Source organism: Lactococcus sp. FSL K6-0773, from assembly GCF_038006485.1.
Taxonomy (GTDB): Bacteria; Bacillota; Bacilli; order Lactobacillales; family Streptococcaceae; genus Lactococcus; species Lactococcus lactis.
Map to the genome: position 1 here is coordinate 15,183 of NZ_JBBOVF010000001.1, position 15,146 is coordinate 30,328.

Annotated in this window: 19 protein-coding genes, 1 tRNA gene and 1 pseudogene; 14 read left to right on the forward strand and 7 right to left on the reverse strand. The window is 34.0% G+C overall.

Annotated features, from left to right (window positions below; genetic code table 11):
• The first annotated feature begins 1 nt into the window (after position 1).
• The 8 genes from MHB61_RS00095 to MHB61_RS00130 all read left to right on the forward strand — a co-directional run bounded on the left by MHB61_RS00095 (position 2) and on the right by MHB61_RS00130 (position 5,234).
• A complete protein-coding gene (locus tag MHB61_RS00095; protein ID WP_249351770.1) occupies positions 2 to 412 on the forward strand; it encodes a phage baseplate upper protein in 411 nt (136 codons plus the stop codon).
• Positions 413 to 481: 69 nt separating this feature from the next.
• Positions 482 to 982 carry a hypothetical protein gene (locus tag MHB61_RS00100; protein WP_249351771.1) on the forward strand — a complete coding sequence of 167 codons (501 nt, stop codon included), beginning with the start codon at positions 482 to 484 and terminating at the stop codon, positions 980 to 982.
• On the forward strand, positions 972 to 1,751 hold the full coding sequence (locus MHB61_RS00105) for a fibronectin type III domain-containing protein (protein WP_137016444.1): 780 nt from the start codon (positions 972 to 974) through the stop codon (positions 1,749 to 1,751). The genes MHB61_RS00100 and MHB61_RS00105 overlap by 11 nt, the downstream gene beginning before the upstream one ends.
• A gap of 18 nt (positions 1,752 to 1,769) precedes the next feature.
• A complete protein-coding gene (locus MHB61_RS00110) occupies positions 1,770 to 2,267 on the forward strand; it encodes a hypothetical protein (protein ID WP_137016446.1) in 498 nt (165 codons plus the stop codon).
• Between the two features lie 56 nt (positions 2,268 to 2,323).
• Positions 2,324 to 2,674, forward strand: a complete 351-nt coding sequence (locus tag MHB61_RS00115; protein ID WP_081144332.1) for a holin — start codon at positions 2,324 to 2,326, stop codon at positions 2,672 to 2,674.
• The gene (locus MHB61_RS00120; RefSeq protein ID WP_137016448.1) at positions 2,671 to 3,960 is read left to right on the forward strand and encodes a LysM peptidoglycan-binding domain-containing protein; all 1,290 of its coding nucleotides are present in this window, start codon (positions 2,671 to 2,673) and stop codon (positions 3,958 to 3,960) included. Before MHB61_RS00115 ends, MHB61_RS00120 begins: the two co-directional genes overlap by 4 nt.
• 195 nt (positions 3,961 to 4,155) lie before the next feature.
• Positions 4,156 to 4,677: a hypothetical protein gene (locus MHB61_RS00125; RefSeq protein WP_137016450.1), complete on the forward strand. Its 522-nt coding sequence runs from the start codon at positions 4,156 to 4,158 to the stop codon at positions 4,675 to 4,677.
• Positions 4,677 to 5,234: a hypothetical protein gene (locus tag MHB61_RS00130; RefSeq protein ID WP_137016452.1), complete on the forward strand. Its 558-nt coding sequence runs from the start codon at positions 4,677 to 4,679 to the stop codon at positions 5,232 to 5,234. Before MHB61_RS00125 ends, MHB61_RS00130 begins: the two co-directional genes overlap by 1 nt.
• Here the strand turns inward: MHB61_RS00130 and MHB61_RS00135 are convergent.
• Positions 5,224 to 5,448 carry a hypothetical protein gene (locus MHB61_RS00135; protein ID WP_137016454.1) on the reverse strand — a complete coding sequence of 75 codons (225 nt, stop codon included), beginning with the start codon at positions 5,446 to 5,448 and terminating at the stop codon, positions 5,224 to 5,226. The genes MHB61_RS00130 and MHB61_RS00135 overlap by 11 nt on opposite strands.
• A gap of 319 nt (positions 5,449 to 5,767) precedes the next feature.
• Here MHB61_RS00135 and MHB61_RS00140 point away from each other — a divergent pair.
• Positions 5,768 to 5,828, forward strand: a tRNA-OTHER gene (locus tag MHB61_RS00140).
• 303 nt (positions 5,829 to 6,131) lie between these two features.
• Here the strand turns inward: MHB61_RS00140 and MHB61_RS00145 are convergent.
• The 6 genes and pseudogenes from MHB61_RS00145 to MHB61_RS00175 form a co-directional block, all read right to left on the reverse strand.
• Positions 6,132 to 6,977, reverse strand: a complete 846-nt coding sequence (locus MHB61_RS00145; RefSeq protein ID WP_004255210.1) for an NAD(P)H-dependent flavin oxidoreductase — start codon at positions 6,975 to 6,977, stop codon at positions 6,132 to 6,134.
• A gap of 22 nt (positions 6,978 to 6,999) precedes the next feature.
• Positions 7,000 to 7,754, reverse strand: a pseudogene (locus MHB61_RS00150) (SDR family NAD(P)-dependent oxidoreductase).
• The gene (locus tag MHB61_RS00160; protein ID WP_004255215.1) at positions 7,742 to 8,035 is read right to left on the reverse strand and encodes a hypothetical protein; all 294 of its coding nucleotides are present in this window, start codon (positions 8,033 to 8,035) and stop codon (positions 7,742 to 7,744) included. Before MHB61_RS00160 ends, MHB61_RS00150 begins: the two are co-directional and overlap by 13 nt.
• Positions 8,010 to 8,372: a hypothetical protein gene (locus MHB61_RS00165; RefSeq protein WP_010906136.1), complete on the reverse strand. Its 363-nt coding sequence runs from the start codon at positions 8,370 to 8,372 to the stop codon at positions 8,010 to 8,012. Before MHB61_RS00165 ends, MHB61_RS00160 begins: the two co-directional genes overlap by 26 nt.
• Positions 8,357 to 9,505, reverse strand: a complete 1,149-nt coding sequence (locus MHB61_RS00170) for an acetyl-CoA C-acyltransferase (RefSeq protein ID WP_010906135.1) — start codon at positions 9,503 to 9,505, stop codon at positions 8,357 to 8,359. Before MHB61_RS00170 ends, MHB61_RS00165 begins: the two co-directional genes overlap by 16 nt.
• Positions 9,495 to 10,736 (reverse strand): AMP-binding protein, encoded by a 1,242-nt coding sequence (locus MHB61_RS00175; protein WP_004255221.1) that lies wholly within the window; start codon positions 10,734 to 10,736, stop codon positions 9,495 to 9,497. The genes MHB61_RS00170 and MHB61_RS00175 overlap by 11 nt, the downstream gene beginning before the upstream one ends.
• Positions 10,737 to 10,880: 144 nt before the next feature.
• Between MHB61_RS00175 and MHB61_RS00180 the strand changes: the two genes are divergently transcribed.
• The 5 genes from MHB61_RS00180 to MHB61_RS00200 all read left to right on the forward strand — a co-directional run bounded on the left by MHB61_RS00180 (position 10,881) and on the right by MHB61_RS00200 (position 15,000).
• Positions 10,881 to 11,450, forward strand: a complete 570-nt coding sequence (locus tag MHB61_RS00180; protein WP_137016456.1) for a biotin transporter BioY — start codon at positions 10,881 to 10,883, stop codon at positions 11,448 to 11,450.
• 5 nt (positions 11,451 to 11,455) lie between these two features.
• A complete protein-coding gene (locus MHB61_RS00185) occupies positions 11,456 to 12,427 on the forward strand; it encodes a biotin--[acetyl-CoA-carboxylase] ligase (RefSeq protein ID WP_004255227.1) in 972 nt (323 codons plus the stop codon).
• 16 nt (positions 12,428 to 12,443) lie between these two features.
• Positions 12,444 to 12,749 (forward strand): CHY zinc finger protein, encoded by a 306-nt coding sequence (locus tag MHB61_RS00190; RefSeq protein ID WP_010906134.1) that lies wholly within the window; start codon positions 12,444 to 12,446, stop codon positions 12,747 to 12,749.
• Positions 12,750 to 12,784: 35 nt separating this feature from the next.
• The gene (gene tenA, locus MHB61_RS00195; protein ID WP_004255229.1) at positions 12,785 to 13,441 is read left to right on the forward strand and encodes a thiaminase II; all 657 of its coding nucleotides are present in this window, start codon (positions 12,785 to 12,787) and stop codon (positions 13,439 to 13,441) included.
• A 380-nt stretch (positions 13,442 to 13,821) separates the two neighbouring features.
• Complete coding sequence (locus tag MHB61_RS00200; protein ID WP_021214596.1) at positions 13,822 to 15,000, forward strand: SLC13 family permease; 1,179 nt, start codon at positions 13,822 to 13,824, stop codon at positions 14,998 to 15,000.
• Positions 15,001 to 15,146 lie beyond the last annotated feature (146 nt).

Below are 15,146 nucleotides of genomic sequence, written 5' to 3' on the forward strand. Positions count from 1 at the left end.
TATGACAGAACATTTTATAACACTGTCCACCACAGAGCTTAATAACAATATTGGCATTGTTAAGCTAAGACATGCGGATGTCAATAGTCAAGCCATTGTTGCTCAAATTGTAGAGAACGGTCAGCCCAAGAGTTTTGAGGGACTGCAACCGTTCTTTTGTTTAATGGCACAAGAAACCACAGGTCAAGGATTATCAGAAGAAAGTGTTGTCTCCTTTGATGCCAAAAATGGAACATTGAATTATATTGCCAGTGACAATGCGCTTCAAATGGTTGGACGAAATGAAGCTTATTTTAGCTTTAGAAAACAAGAAGGCGGGCGGTGGATTGAGCAATTCTCCACTCGGACTTTTCACTATATCGTTGAGAAATCCATTTATTCGCAACCCTTCAAAGACTCAAACTATTGGTAGACTTTCAAAGAGCTTTATCGAATCTTTAATAAGTATATTGAAGATGGTAAAAATAGCTGGGAACAGTTTGTGGAAGCAAACCGTGAAATCCTTGAATCAATTGATCCAGGAGGACGGTTACTTGCGGAAGTTTTAGACCTCAATAAAATTATTTATCGTAAAGTTCCAAGCGGATTTAATGTAGTAATTGAGCACGATTCAGAGTATCAACCGGATGTGAAAGTAACTTATTACAAAAATTCAATTGGAACCGAAGCCAATGGATTTGATACTGGTCCAGTATTTGGCGGAGAGCGAATTTATAACCTAGCTTCTTCATTAAGCTATATCAGAAATAAAGTCAATGTTGAGCTTCCGTCAGTTTATGCAATGGCCGGAGAAGTTGTAAATAATGGTAACGAACTGTTGTTAATCAACGGAACTGAGGTTATGCGTTTTGTTATTGAGGGCGCAACAATCACCAAAGGCTATGTTGAAAAAGTGAAGCCACCAACTAATCTAATTGTTTCTGATATCACTTCTTCAAGTGCAAAAATTTCGTGGGAAAACGGGGGATACTATGGCAGATAAAAATTATTTACATACCGCCTACGCTAACAGCGCAGACGGTACTGACGGCTTCACGACTGTTTATCCGAATTTGAATTTATTAGACGGAACTAAAGATTTTAGTGGGGACTGGGAGCATATAAGTGGTTATGACAACGACGGAACATATAAAGGATTAGCTGTTAAGAAAAGAACCTCCCCATGGGGAGGTATATATAAAACATTTACAGCTCCAAAAAGTGGTGTTTACACGTTTTCAGCTTATGTTAAAAGTTCAGGAAGTTCGGCAAATATAACTAGATATGTTGAGGCAAGCGCTGGTCATCTCATACCTGAAAAGTTTATGGGAAATAATTTTGATTGGTTAAGAGACAGTTTAAGCGTAGTTTTGAAAGCTAAGGATACTATTTCTGTCAGATACGAAATAACAGGTTCAGGTTCAGAATCGGCTTTATGGGCTGCTGGTCATAAGTGGGAACCAGGCTCAATCGTCACTCCATACATGCAATCAGCTAGCGAAGTCACAACTGCTGACTGGCCAAAGTATGTAGGAACTTACGTTGATACTAACCCGGTTTCTAGTACAGTCTCAAGCAAGTATGATTGGGACGAAATGAAGTATCGAGTTTATTTAGATGGTACACCCGTAGGTGGAAGTAAACTTCTGTCATTTGATTTAGAAAATCTAAAGGCGGGCACATCATACAACGTTCAGGTTAATCAAACTAATGGCAATGATGAAAGTGATAAGTCAGAAAGTGTTGCCTTTAAAACGACACTACCCAAATAATAGAAATAGGAGAAATAAATGGCTGAATTAACTAAAATTTATCGTGGCATGCAAAACGGTGCTGAAACGATTGATAATAACTTTAGTAAAATGAATACTGAGATGAAACAAACGGCTGACGCTTCTGTAAAAATGACAGGAAACCAAGATGTTTCTGGTGTTAAAAATTTCAAAGATGGAATAAAAATCAAAGACCTTGATGTTTTTCCATCTTATAAAAGCGGGAGTTGGTTCGTTGAAAATTTAGATGGAAACATGTATAGATTGACCACAATTATATCGGTAGATAAAGGAATAGATCAACCGTGGGGTTCTTTATATTTGAGTGCTGAAACACAACATCCAGACCTACCTGCTGGTTTTACCAAAACTGGTTTCACAGTATCTGTTTCTAAAACAAACAATTTGATGTGGAGTTCAGTTTCAGGGCCAAGCACTTTCCGACTAATTTCAGGAGTCAACACTGCTGGGGGAACAGGTCGCGATGTTATCATTCAAGTCATGGCTACAAAATAAAGGGGAAAGCCAATCGTTAAATGGATAGGTTTTTAATATGAAAGGAAAAATACAAATTGGAGTATCAATTATTAGGAGTTTCAGGGTTAATCTTAATTATATTAGGACTGACATGGTTAAAAGATGGGGAAAAAATGGACCCACCTTTGAGAAAAAGAATCATTATTGATTTAACAACAATCGCTTTATTTTGGATTGTATTTGAGTTTTGGCATTTCTCAAGCTCAAGGGCTTATGAAAATGAAGTAAATTGGATTATTAACGGTTCACTTGCTTTCTTTGGCGCACGGATGATTCAATTAATTTGCCAAGTAAATCCGATGTTTCAAGAACTTGTGAATTATTTGAAATCAAAAAGTTCTAAGACTGATGTTATTGAAAATGACACTACGGAGGAAAATAAATGAAAAAAGTAATCAAAAAAGCTGCCATTGGAATGGTAGCTTTCTTTGTTGTTGCAGCAAGTGGACCTGTATTTGCCGCAGTTGGTGACCAAGGTGTGGACTGGTCAAAATATAACGGAACTTACGGTAATTTTGGCTATGCTCATGATAAATTTGCTTTTAGCCAAATCGGAGGAACTTACGGTGGAACCTTTGTAGACCAAGCGACTTATTCAACGCAAGTTGCATCGGCAATTGCTCAAGGTAAACGAGCACATACTTACATTTGGTATCAAGTCGGAGGTTCACAAGAAGTAGCAAAAGCAGCACTTGACCGCTATTTACCAAAAATTCAAACGCCAAAGAATTCTATTGTAGCTTTGGACTATGAAGGTGGAGCAAGTGGAGATAAGCAAGCAAATACTGATGCGATTCTTTACGGAATGCGTCGAGTAAAAGCGGCTGGATATACTCCAATGTATTATTCTTACAAGCCGTACACTTTGGAAAATGTCAATTATAAGCAAATCATCAAAGAGTTTCCTAACTCACTTTGGATTGCGGCATATCCAAATTATGAAGTAACACCAGTTCCAAACTATAGCTTTTTCCCAAGTATGGACGGAATTTCAGTATTCCAGTTCACATCAACTTATGTTGCTGGCGGACTTGATGGAAATGTTGATTTAACAGGAATCACAGATAATGGATACGGAAAACAGCAAGGCCAAGAAGTTAAACCCGATACTGCTACACCAGCCATTGAAAATGGTAAAGAAGCAAATGAAGTTAAAGGAAACGATGTAGAAGTTGGAATGACGGTTAAAGTAAACTTTGGCGCTAAGAATTATGCCACAGGAGAAACAATTCCTCAATGGGTAAAAGGTCAACCACATAAAATCATCCAGAAGAATGGAGATACTGTCTTGCTTGATGGTATTATGAGCTGGTTATCCGTTCATGATGTGGAAACTATTGATGCTTCTACAAGCCAGCCAACGACATCCGCAAAAAGTTATATTGTAAAACAAGGTGATACACTTAGTGGGATTGCTTTAAACTGGGGAACCAACTGGCAAGAATTGGCACGTCAGAACAGTTTATCTAATCCGAACATGATATACTCCGGTCAGGTTATTCGCTTCACAGGCGGTCAATCTGGGGCTACATCACGAACTTACACTGTACAATCTGGTGATAATCTTTCATCAATTGCGAGCCGTTTAGGAACAACAGTTCAAAGCTTAGTTTCAATGAATGGTATTTCAAACCCTAATTTGATTTACGTTGGTCAAACTCTAAATTATTAAAATTAAAACCCGCTTCGGCGGGCTTTTTTTATTTAAAAATTTTAGATAATATCCTTTTGGGATGATTTTAAGATTAATATAATAAGGAATTACCCAATAATTACTTGCCATAATGTTTTTGTAATGGTATTATATTTATAAATAAGATATGAAATGTAGAAAATAATTAAAGGATTGAGAGGTAGGCTATAAATTTTGGTAAAAGAGTTTAAAATTTCACAAGAAAATTATTTAGAAAACATTATTAAATATATTCAAGAGCGATTGGAATCAGCCATAGTACAGGATTGCATTGATATTATTTATGGTGTTAGGAATGGAGAGACGGTGGTAACCAGTGTTACTTTAAAAATTATTGATAAAAGTTTTAAAAACTATGGAGATAGTAATTATGTAATTAAAATTCAAGAGACTACTATACCAAAAACTCAGAATTCGATAATTACGAACAAATATAGTTATGAAATAAGAAATACTACAGACCCTAGTGATTTTGTAAGGTTTGATTATAAACCCTATAAGGATTTTCCGCATTTTCATATAAATAGTGATGAAGAAAAGTGGGGAAACCATTTAACATATCCAGATAGTACGAATATTGATTTAGAACGTTTAGATTGCTTTAAAGCCATTAATATTTTTAACTCTTTTGTCGCTCATCCGGATGAACATATTCTTGATAAAACAAAAAATGAAAGGTATCTTAAATATCTATAATGAAAAACACTAATAAAATTAACAATATTGATCAATTATTTGAAGAAACAAAGATCTATGCACAAAATAATGATATAGAATATATCATTTTGTTTGCAAAAGGAGTTGAAAATGTTTTAAAATTAAATAATATGCTAAAAGATAGTGGAATAAAGCTTGTAGTTACAACTTTTCCAAGTAATCAAGTACTTTATCTAGAAAATGAAGCTGGGGACCTTGAGGAAAATTATCCAGAAATCTTAGACTCGGAAAATATAAGCATATTAGAAGAAAAAGATATATCTTTGGTTTCCTCAACTTTACCATTAGAACCTATTATTACTCCAGGTACAAACACCAATCCCTATTCAATTATAAAAATGACACTAGACTTATTTGGCGAAGGTACTTCATTGGCTGTGCAATCAGCTTTGATGCCTGTAGATAATGGATATATAAAACCTTCAACTAGGGTTTTAAGCTTAATCTCTGGTTTAGCAGTAGATTTGGAAACAACAAACAGCCGATTCCTATTTCATCCCGATAAAGGATTAAAAATAAATCACGTTATAAAATAAAAAAATCCCAGCATTGTTGGGATTCTTTTTTTAGTTCAGTAGCTTGTGAAAATAATTCATTAATTTTTGATTTATCATTTATAGAAGGACCATGAGAGAAAACAAAATCTGAAACATCATCGGCTCTTTCCTCTACAAGATTTAGTTCTTCAATATTAATACCGGACTCCGAGAGTTTTGTCAACAAATCATCTAACAACAATTTATATTCCATATTTATTCTCCTTATGTAAGTTTAAGTATAACGTATTTTTTAAAAAAATTCAAATATAGTCGTCGATTATAAATTTACTCCTAAGGGCCTTACTCCAATAGGGTGCTTTTTATGTTATAATAATATTGGACATCGATGAAGAGTTTTATTCTCCTCATTAGCCATTCTTCGGAGTGGCTTTTTTTATTTATTAAAAAAGTTGTATAATAGTTTTAGTGGATGAGAAAAACATTCATTTACAAACACTTGATAATCTGCAGTTCCATCCATACAGATCTTATATAATAACCAAGATAAGTGCTACAGATTATCATATTTCGGTTCTTTAGCTCAGTTGGAAGCTAACCGTTCGGTCGCTGGTTCGAGTCCAGCAAGAACCATAAAATAAAAGGGGCACAAAAGGGGCATAAGCCTTAAACTTCTATGTGAATATGACGTTTTTTTGAAAATGTTCTAAATCTATTAAGGCTTATGTATCAATGTTTTAGGTCATATCATGAGATTAAGTAATTCCATTTTTAAATGGAGGGTTCTATTGGGTAAAATAAAAAATCTGCTCCCTTGATTTTGGGGAGTATTTTTTTATGATTTATATCTTACTTAGTTTGTGATATTAGAGAAAATAGGTACAATGAAAACTCTGGTAGAATCACTTTAAATAATAAAGAGGATTAATCTAAATTTTATTTTTTCATAATTCGTTGAATAATATTTTCAACAGGCTCAATTTTTTCAAGATAAGCAGAAGAGCTACCAGCCATAAATGCACCATTGATTAAATCACCTTTTTCTACTGCGGCTTTCAATGATTTATTTAAAGGATATTCTGATGAGATATTTAATAGTCTGGTCAGATGGCCATTCTTATCTGAGATTAAACTTGTTCCATTTTCTTCACCTTTGCAGATTAATTCTTGGTAAATTGGTGAAATTTGACATTCTTTTTCCAATAAAAAGGCGGTGCCAACTTGTACTCCATTTGCACCTAAAATATTAGCCAAAGAAGCAGTATGGTGATCATAAATTCCACCAGCAGCGATGAGCGGTAAGGGACAGATTGGAGCAATTTCTTTGAGAAGTGAGGCCAAGTTTTGGCTCCCCACGTGACCTCCTGCTTCATTTCCTTCTACAATGATTCCGGAGATAGGAAGATTTAACATTTTTAGAGCAATTTCTTTATTGGGAACCACAGGGAAAAGTTTGATATTATTAGCAATTATAGTATCAATAATTTCTTTAGGACTTCCTGCACCAGTTGTCACTACTGATATTTTTTCTTCACAAATCACTTCTAAAAGTTGCTTGATATTTTTATCGAGTAACATTAAATTAACGCCAAAAGGCTGTGAAGTGAGAGTTTTTGTTTTTCTTATCATTCTTCTCAGTTCATTTGCTGTCCGTCCGCCGCTACCAATAATTCCCAAAGCTCCATTGTTTGAAACAGCAGCTACTAATTCAGCATTAGAAGCCCAAGCCATTCCACCTTGAAAAAGAGGATATTTTATTCCTAATTCGTGATACCAAGTCATTTAATTCTCTTTCTATACCTTATTAAAGTTTATGAAATGTAGGTTCTTGCCAATAGCCAATCTCAGAGCCGTTAATGGAAAAAATTTTGCCTGTCATTTCGCTTTCAATTAAATCATTAATAATAAAATTAGCGACATCAGAGCTTGAACCCATTTTCCATTCATCAGGGATATTCTGACCATAAGTTTCTTTTAAACTTTTTAATACTGGTAGAGTCATATCAGTTACGGCAGCAGGAGAAACAGAATTTACTCGTATCATACTTTTTTGCAATTCTTTAGCTAGTGTTTTCGTAAAAGCAATGATGCCGGCTTTGGACGCCGCGTAGTTTGCTTGCCCAAAGTTACCAAATAAAGCTGATTTTGAAGTTAGTGTAATGATTTGTCCACCTTGATTGATTTTATCAAGCAAAGCGTGAGTACTATTAAATACACCAGTCAAATTGACAGAAATGACTTCATCCCAAATTTCTGGGCTCATTTTCTTAAAAGTACTATCAGCAGTAATTCCAGCATTATTAATTAGAATATCAATATCCTTTATTAATTTGGCTGCATTAGCAACGCTAGAGCGATTAGAAACATCTAGTGGAATAGCTTGGATTTCTGTTTTGGGAAATTTTTTTTCAATTCTTCAGCTCTACTTTTTAAACTAAGTGGGTCACGGCCAGTTAAAATGACTTTGTGATTGGCTTGAGCAGCTTTCTGAGCAATTGCCCAGCCGATTCCCCTTGTTGCACCGGTAATCAAAATTGTTCGTTTGTTCATTGCTTCCATTCTCCTTTTAGGATTAATGTTTGATTTCTGTCAGTAATTTGAAAAGCGTTTTGATTAAATATAAAACAAAAGCGTTCATTCAAATAGGCTGGTGAGCAGAAATTTGCTTTTAAGTATGATAAAGGCATAGAATAGAACTCTTGATACATCTCTTCTAAAATAAATAATAAAAAATTTCCAGGTATAATGGGATTTTTACCGTAGTGTAAAGAATTGGTATCTTTAACTGATTGAAGATAATCAATTAAATCAGCCTTATTGATTTTTTTGTATAATTTCATTCCAGGAATCCTCAGATAATAGACTTAGGTTAATTTGTGCCAATAACTTTGTATTGCTAGTTATTTCAAGACTTAGATTGATTATATATTTTTTTGAATGACGAGTGATGTGTTCACTTAGTAAATAAAGTTTCAGTTTATCAAATGAATAATTAGAAGATGGATATCGAATAATTTCTTCGGATAGTAACCAATTTTCTCCATTTTTAAGACTGTAGGGAATTCCTTCTAATTCTTGCCACAATTGTGGAAGTAAGGAGAGAAAATTTTTTTGGCCCTCTAATTTAAAATGTCTTGGAAGACTTTTTTGAGCGATTAAAATCATTTTTGATACCATTGATTACCTATCAGTACACTGATTCCCATACCTCCAGCTACGCACAAAGTTGCGATGCCAAGACATGGTTTTTGCACTTGGTTTAGGCGATTTAAGAGTCGAGAAATTAGAATGCCACCAGTTGCACCGTAAGGATGACCAAATGCAAGGGAACCACCATAAGCATTTAATTTTATATCATCAAGCTTAAAATAATTTTGGAATAAAATGGCCTGACTGGCAAAGGCTTCATTTAATTCGATAGCCTCAATATCATTAAGTTTAAGGTTAAATTTCTGTAAAAGTTTTTCAGTTGCTTTTATTGGGCCTAATAAGAAATCTGATGGAGATAAAGCAATAGTTGTTTGTCCTAAATAATAGCCTTGAAAATCAAAAGGATTATTAGTGGATGACAATATGATTGAAGAAGCACCATCGTTTATTGGGCAAGAGTTTCCAGCAGTGGCTGTTCCGTTAGTGGTAAAAGCAGGGGTTAATTTGCTCAAAGCTTCCATTGAGGATTTAGGACGAACAGTTTGATCGCTACTTATTGTAAATCCTTCATCTTGATAGGGAAAAACTTCATTTTCTAAAAGTTTTCCTTCAATAGCTTGAGTCGCTTTTTTATGACTATTTAGAGCGTAAAGGTCTTGAACACTACGAGGAATATTGTATTTTAGGGCTGTCATATCGGCAATTGTTCCCATGTCGAAATCTTCATAGGGTTCAGGAGCCATTTTAAATCGGTTAATCGGCTGATAACTCTCTGAATCAAGCACAATATTGGCTTGAGATGTGCTTTCTACCCCTCCTGTACAAATAACGGAAGCTTCACCAGAAATAATGTAGTTTGCAGAGCTAATCATAGCTGTCAGTCCAGAACCGCACTGCTGGTCAATTGTAAAAGCTGGGACCTGGCTAGAAAATCCTGCTTTTAAGGCACAACGTCGAGCTAAATTTCCTCCTTGATTAGTCACATTTCCCAAAATAATATAGTCAATATCAGCTTTTTTGAGAAGTAGATTTTTATTAAATTGTTGTTTAATTAGATTTTGATATAAAGTTTCAGGAGAAATTTTTTTATAAAAACCATTGATTTTTCCTATAGGTAAACGGTTTGCTGCTATGATACCGACGGGATTTTTAAAGCTCATGATAGACACCTCTAAAATATTCTTTTTCTAATTCTTTTCTGGATATTTTTTGATTTTTAGTAAAATTAAGAGTGGGAGTTTCTAAATATATTTGAGGAAGTTTGTATTTAGGAAGTCTTTGAGCTAGTATTTTGATTAATTTCTCTTTCTCGATAGGTTTTAAGAGTAGTAGAGCAATTTTTTGACTATATCTTTCATCAAACACTCCAAAAGCGATGCAGTCTTCACATAAATCTTTTGCCATACGCTCAATTTCTTCTGGAAAAATTTTATTTGCACCATGTTCGATAATGTCAGACCGACGTCCAAATAAATAAAGATGATTATTTTTTAAGGTTCCTAAATCATCAGTTGTCCATGATTGTGGATAAGGTTGATTAAGATAGCCAGAAAATAAATAAGGACTTTTAACTGTAAGACGATATTTTGGTCCTAAAGTAAGTTCTACGTGTGGAAAGAGTTTTCCTACAGATGATGTTTTTTTACCCTCATTAACTGCTTGCCATGAAATAAAACTTGTTTCAGAGCTTCCATAAAACTCAATCATTTGAGTTTGCGGAAGTTTTTTTCTTACTTTATTAATCGCCTCTGGGCTCAGTGTTCCTCCACCTAAAAAAATAATCTCTGGAGAAGTTAAAGCAAATAATTCATTGAGGTTATTTAAGAGATAGGTTGGGACGGTAAAGAGAGCATAGTTTTCTGTAATATTTATAAATTGTGAAGGATTTGTAATTGTTAGGAAGGTTTTTCCTAAATATAAAGCACACATGAGTGTATGAAGTCCTAATGAAGTAGTTAGTGGGCTAGTAGTTGCAAGAGCTTGTGAGTTGCTCAAATGAAATAAATCATCACAAACTTCAAAACCCATTTTCCAAGATTCCCAGTTACGATAATAGATTTTGGGCGGTCCAGTTGTCCCAGATGTACTTGCTAAAAACAGAGTATCCTCAGGGATAAGTCCGAATTTAAAAGACTTTTTCTTAAAAGATTTATCCACGACAAGTGGGTAATTTCCACTTTCGATAATTGCGAGAAAATCAATAATAAAGTTCAAGGGACTATCATTTATTAGAGTAATAACAGTTTTAGAGGAGTGGCTATAATCTGTTAATTTTCTTTGTATTAAATCATTGATTTGTTGGTAGCTATATGAAATTTCGCCTATTTTAAGAGCTGGATAATCAGTAAAAAGTGCGGCCAGTTTTGAAAAATTAAATTTATTTTTTTCCATCTAAAATTTTCCTTTGTGTGAATAAAAAAGCAAATAATAAAATTAACAGTTAACCTAAATTTGATTTTAGGGTTACTGTTTGATATGATATCAGTATAATAAAAAATTCTTTTATTGTAAAATATAAAATCAGGAGTAGCAAATATGACTAAGAATCAAAAAGTCAAAACATTAACGTATTCAGCCTTTATGACTGCATTTATTATTATTCTAGGATTTTTACCAGGAATACCAATTGGTTTTATTCCTGTCCCAATTATCTTGCAAAATATGGGAATAATGATGGCTGGGGGACTTCTTGGCCCCAAATATGGTACAATTTCGGTAGGAGCATTTCTTACCTTAGCTTTAATTGGCTTACCTGTTTTAACGGGTGGAAATGGCGGAGCAGCGAGCTTTTTAGGGCCTTCGGGAGGCTACCGAATTGCTTGGCTTTTTACACCATTTTTAATAGGTTTTTTCCTTAAGAAATTGCAAATTACAGCTTCAAAGAATTGGATTGGAGAATTAATCATTGTTTTAGTGTTTGGAGTTATTTTTGTTGATCTAGTCGGAGCAATCTGGCTATCTATTCAATCTAATATTCCATTAATTACTTCGTTGATTTCTAATTTAGTTTTTATTCCTGGTGATTGTATCAAAGCCATTTTGACTGTTCTTATCGTGCGACGTCTTAGAAAAGAAGGAGGCTTTGAAATGTATTTTAGAAAGTGATAATTATGCGAACAACAAAACAATTTGTCTTGTTAAAACTTCTTCAACAAAAAGGAAACTGGGTTTCGGGTGATGAATTAGCTGAGGAGCTAAAGCTTAGTCGAGAAAGTATCTGGAAAGCAATTAATACTTTAAAGCGCAAGGGCAATCAAATCGAAAGTCGTAAAAATTTGGGCTATAAGTATGTTGGAAATGAATCATTAGATGAAGATACGATAAATTTTTATAGTGGAATGAAATTTGAAGATAAAATTTTTGTTTTTGATGAGGTGACTTCTACGCAAGAGTTAGCGAAGCAATATTTGTCTTCACATGAGGTCAAACAACCTTTTATTTTTGTTGCAAATAATCAAACGGAGGGACACGGTCGGCGTGGCCGAAATTTCTATTCTCCAAGTGATACTGGATTATATTTTAGTCTTATTTTACCCAACCCCAGTCATGATATTTTGAAAATAGGATTATTGACGACAAGTACGGCTGTGGCCGTTGTCAAGGTCCTTGAACAATTTTATAAAGATAAAAACTTTCAACTCAAATGGGTTAATGATATTTATTTGGGAACCTATAAAGTTGGCGGAATTATCACTGAAGCTGCTTTAGATTTAGAATCAAGCTCTGCTGGAAATTTCATTATGGGAATTGGCTTAAATCTGTCAACAAAAGATTTTCCAGCAGATTTATCCGAAAAGGCTCAGGGAATAAATCCTGAGTTTAAGATAGACAGAAATCAGCTTTTAGCAGAAATGGCTAAAGAAGTGATAAATAATTTCGCAAATTATAGACAGCCAGATTTAATTGATGAGTATCGAAAGAGGTCATTGTTGTTTGGTAAAAATGTGACTTTAAAATTGGGAACAAAAGCTGTTAATGGAAAAGTAGAAGGAATTTCTGATGACGGAAGCTTGATTTTAAAAGCAAAATCAGGAGAATTACAAACTTTTAAAAGTGGCGAAGTTGTGAAAGTTGATTGGTAATGAAAGGTGAATTTTATTGCGAGAAAAAATCTGGGGGAAAGTGATAGATGAGGAAGGCAGGTGTACTCATTATCATCAAGAAAATGATATTGTCGCCCTAAAATGTTCAGACTGTGAAAAGTATTTTTCTTGTTATCATTGTCACGATGAATTAGAGAATCATTTATTTAGGGCTACTGATAAAGAAGACTTTCCAGTACTTTGTGGCCATTGTGGAAAAAAATTAAATTTTAATGATTATTCGCGAGGAGAGTGTATCAAGTGCAGCTCCGCTTTTAATCCAAATTGTCATCGACATTGGCAAGTTTATTTTAATGAATAGGCATATGTTTTTAATATTATGAAGGAAGAAATGAAATGTTATTTACTGAATTAGCAAGAGAAAAATCATCAATATTTTGGGAAAGAAGTTTTGAGCATCCTTTTATTCAAGGATTAGTGAGTGGAGAATTAGCTCCTGAGGTTTTTCGCTATTATTTGTTGCAAGACCGTTATTATCTTGAACATTTTAGTAAGTTATATTTTCTTATTGCCAAGAAATCTGCTAGTGAAGAGATTCAAGCACATTTAAGATTAAATGCCGAAGAACTAAAAAATGGAGAGATTTTTGTTCGCGAGGGATTTTTTAAAGAATTAGAGATTGGTGAACAAGAAATTTTAGAAACGCCGGTTGCTCCCACTGCTTATCATTATGTTTCTCATATGTATCGTCAGCTTATTGATGGCTCTGTCAATAGTGCAATTGCGGGAATGTTGCCTTGTGCTTGGCTATATCATGAAATTGGTTTACGATTAATTGAGGTGGGGTCGCCCAATCCTTTGTATCAAAAATGGATTGAAACCTATGCGAGTGAAGAAGCTACCGTCCAAATCGCAAAAGAGTGTGATATTATTAATCGGCTTTATCAAGAAAGTGATGAACAAGAGCAAGAACAGATGCTTGAGGCTTTTTTGATTAGTAGTAAAATGGAGGCTGATTTTTGGGAAATGGCTTTGGTCTTAGAAAAATGGTAGTTGAAATTTTTCTGTAAAAGTTAAAAAGTCTTATATGACTTCTAATATAAAAAAAGATTAAATCTATTTCAGTTAATTCTTGCAAACGGATACACAAAATGATGAAATATATTTATCCTTATAGGAAAGCGTTTACCTAAAAGTCATGGTTACGTAAATAAGCTATAGCGAGTAGCTTAATTTCTTTCAAATCCCTCCTAGTCAGGGGGATTTTTTTGATGAAATTTTAGATGGAATCTATGGATAATAAATGTATTTTCTACTTGAAAAAGTCCCTTTAAAATTAATTTACTTTTATATGAGAAAAAGCTTGTCACTGTCATCTTTAGATGGTATAATTTATTGTGGTGCAAAATTTTATATGCTAGTTAGGAGAAGTAGTGGAACATTCAGCTACTCAGCGCGAATCCCAAAAAGTATGGACGGCCATTAAAAATTGGTTTCTAGTGGACAAAGTTTTTCTGATTTCGTTTATTATTGCAATTATTGCCATTAGTTTGGGTGGAGTGACAACGCGTTTCTTTAATTGTCACGTCATCGTTACGGTTTCAGGTTTGATGCTTGTAATTGGTGGTTTTAAAGAAACAGGTTTGTTACAGTATTTGGGACAATCCTTAGTTAAAAGAAGTACAACAACGCGTCAGCTCGTTCGATTTACGACGCTACTTACCTTCTTTTTAGCCGTTTTTTTTACAAATGATTTAACAATTTTGACGGTTTTACCGCTCTATTTAGCGATTACTAAAGAAATTAAAAACCGAAAGTCAGTTTATATTGGAGCAGCATTGATTGTTCCGGCCTGTCACATTGGTTCTGCCTTACTTCCGCAAGGTAATCCGCATAATCTTTATTTGTATTCTTTTTATAAAGTAGCAGCACATCATGGTGGTGCCGCTTTAACTAATTTGGACTTTTTTAAAGGAACAGGCGCTTTATGGATTTTGGGTTTATTGATTTTGATGATTGCTTGTCAATTCATTGATAATGAGCCTTTGGTGATTGAAACTAAAGTGACGCAATTTAATAAAGTTGAAACTTCTATTTTTGTTGTTTTGATGTTATTGATGGCAGCTTCGGTTTTTGGCTATGTGAATTTTTATCTTGCTGGAGCAATTGTTGCTTTAGTTGTGTTAATTTATCGTCCGAGACTTTTTAAAGGAATTGATTATCATCTTTTATTTACATTTATCTTTTTCTTTTTGATTGTAGGAAATATTGCTAATATCAGTGTGTTGACTGATTTTATCAGTAATACTTTAGTTGGACCGCAGGCTTCTTTTTTAGGAACTGTGATTATGAGTCAATTTATCTCTAATATCGCGGCCCCAATTTTGATTTCTCCGTTCACTCCTCATGCTGTTTCTTTGGTGCTTGGAGCTGATATTGGGGGAATTGGCACAATTGTTTCGTCAATGGCAACGCTGATTGCTTACAAAGTTATTAGAATGAATGCGCGTGGTGAAACGCGAGGATTTGTAAAATATTTTACAATTGTAAATGCAGGATTTGTTGTGATTCTAACTTTGATTGGTTTAGTCATTGTGACAATTGTTGGTTAAGATGTAAAAGTTGGAGCATCCAGCTTTTTTATTATGGAAAATTTTTACTGACAGAGCTGTCAGTAATTTTTTATTTATCTCTGATAAAAAAGTGTTAAATAAAAATGTGTAGAAATTTCTGTCAGTAATTAATAAATGGTGTATAA

Excerpts from the sequence above, each read along its gene's own strand:
- MHB61_RS00095 (WP_249351770.1), top strand. The coding sequence starts at position 2 with ATGACAGAACATTTTATAACACTGTCCACCACAGAGCTTAATAACAAT.
- MHB61_RS00105 (WP_137016444.1), top strand. The coding sequence starts at position 972 with ATGGCAGATAAAAATTATTTACATACCGCCTACGCTAACAGCGCAGAC.
- MHB61_RS00110 (WP_137016446.1), top strand. The coding sequence starts at position 1,770 with ATGGCTGAATTAACTAAAATTTATCGTGGCATGCAAAACGGTGCTGAA.
- MHB61_RS00120 (WP_137016448.1), top strand. The coding sequence starts at position 2,671 with ATGAAAAAAGTAATCAAAAAAGCTGCCATTGGAATGGTAGCTTTCTTT.
- MHB61_RS00130 (WP_137016452.1), top strand. The coding sequence starts at position 4,677 with ATGAAAAACACTAATAAAATTAACAATATTGATCAATTATTTGAAGAA.
- MHB61_RS00135 (WP_137016454.1), bottom strand. The coding sequence starts at position 5,448 with ATGGAATATAAATTGTTGTTAGATGATTTGTTGACAAAACTCTCGGAG.
- MHB61_RS00145 (WP_004255210.1), bottom strand. The coding sequence starts at position 6,977 with ATGACTTGGTATCACGAATTAGGAATAAAATATCCTCTTTTTCAAGGT.
- MHB61_RS00160 (WP_004255215.1), bottom strand. The coding sequence starts at position 8,035 with ATGAAATTATACAAAAAAATCAATAAGGCTGATTTAATTGATTATCTT.
- MHB61_RS00165 (WP_010906136.1), bottom strand. The coding sequence starts at position 8,372 with ATGGTATCAAAAATGATTTTAATCGCTCAAAAAAGTCTTCCAAGACAT.
- MHB61_RS00170 (WP_010906135.1), bottom strand. The coding sequence starts at position 9,505 with ATGAGCTTTAAAAATCCCGTCGGTATCATAGCAGCAAACCGTTTACCT.
- MHB61_RS00175 (WP_004255221.1), bottom strand. The coding sequence starts at position 10,736 with ATGGAAAAAAATAAATTTAATTTTTCAAAACTGGCCGCACTTTTTACT.
- MHB61_RS00180 (WP_137016456.1), top strand. The coding sequence starts at position 10,881 with ATGACTAAGAATCAAAAAGTCAAAACATTAACGTATTCAGCCTTTATG.
- MHB61_RS00185 (WP_004255227.1), top strand. The coding sequence starts at position 11,456 with ATGCGAACAACAAAACAATTTGTCTTGTTAAAACTTCTTCAACAAAAA.
- tenA (WP_004255229.1), top strand. The coding sequence starts at position 12,785 with ATGTTATTTACTGAATTAGCAAGAGAAAAATCATCAATATTTTGGGAA.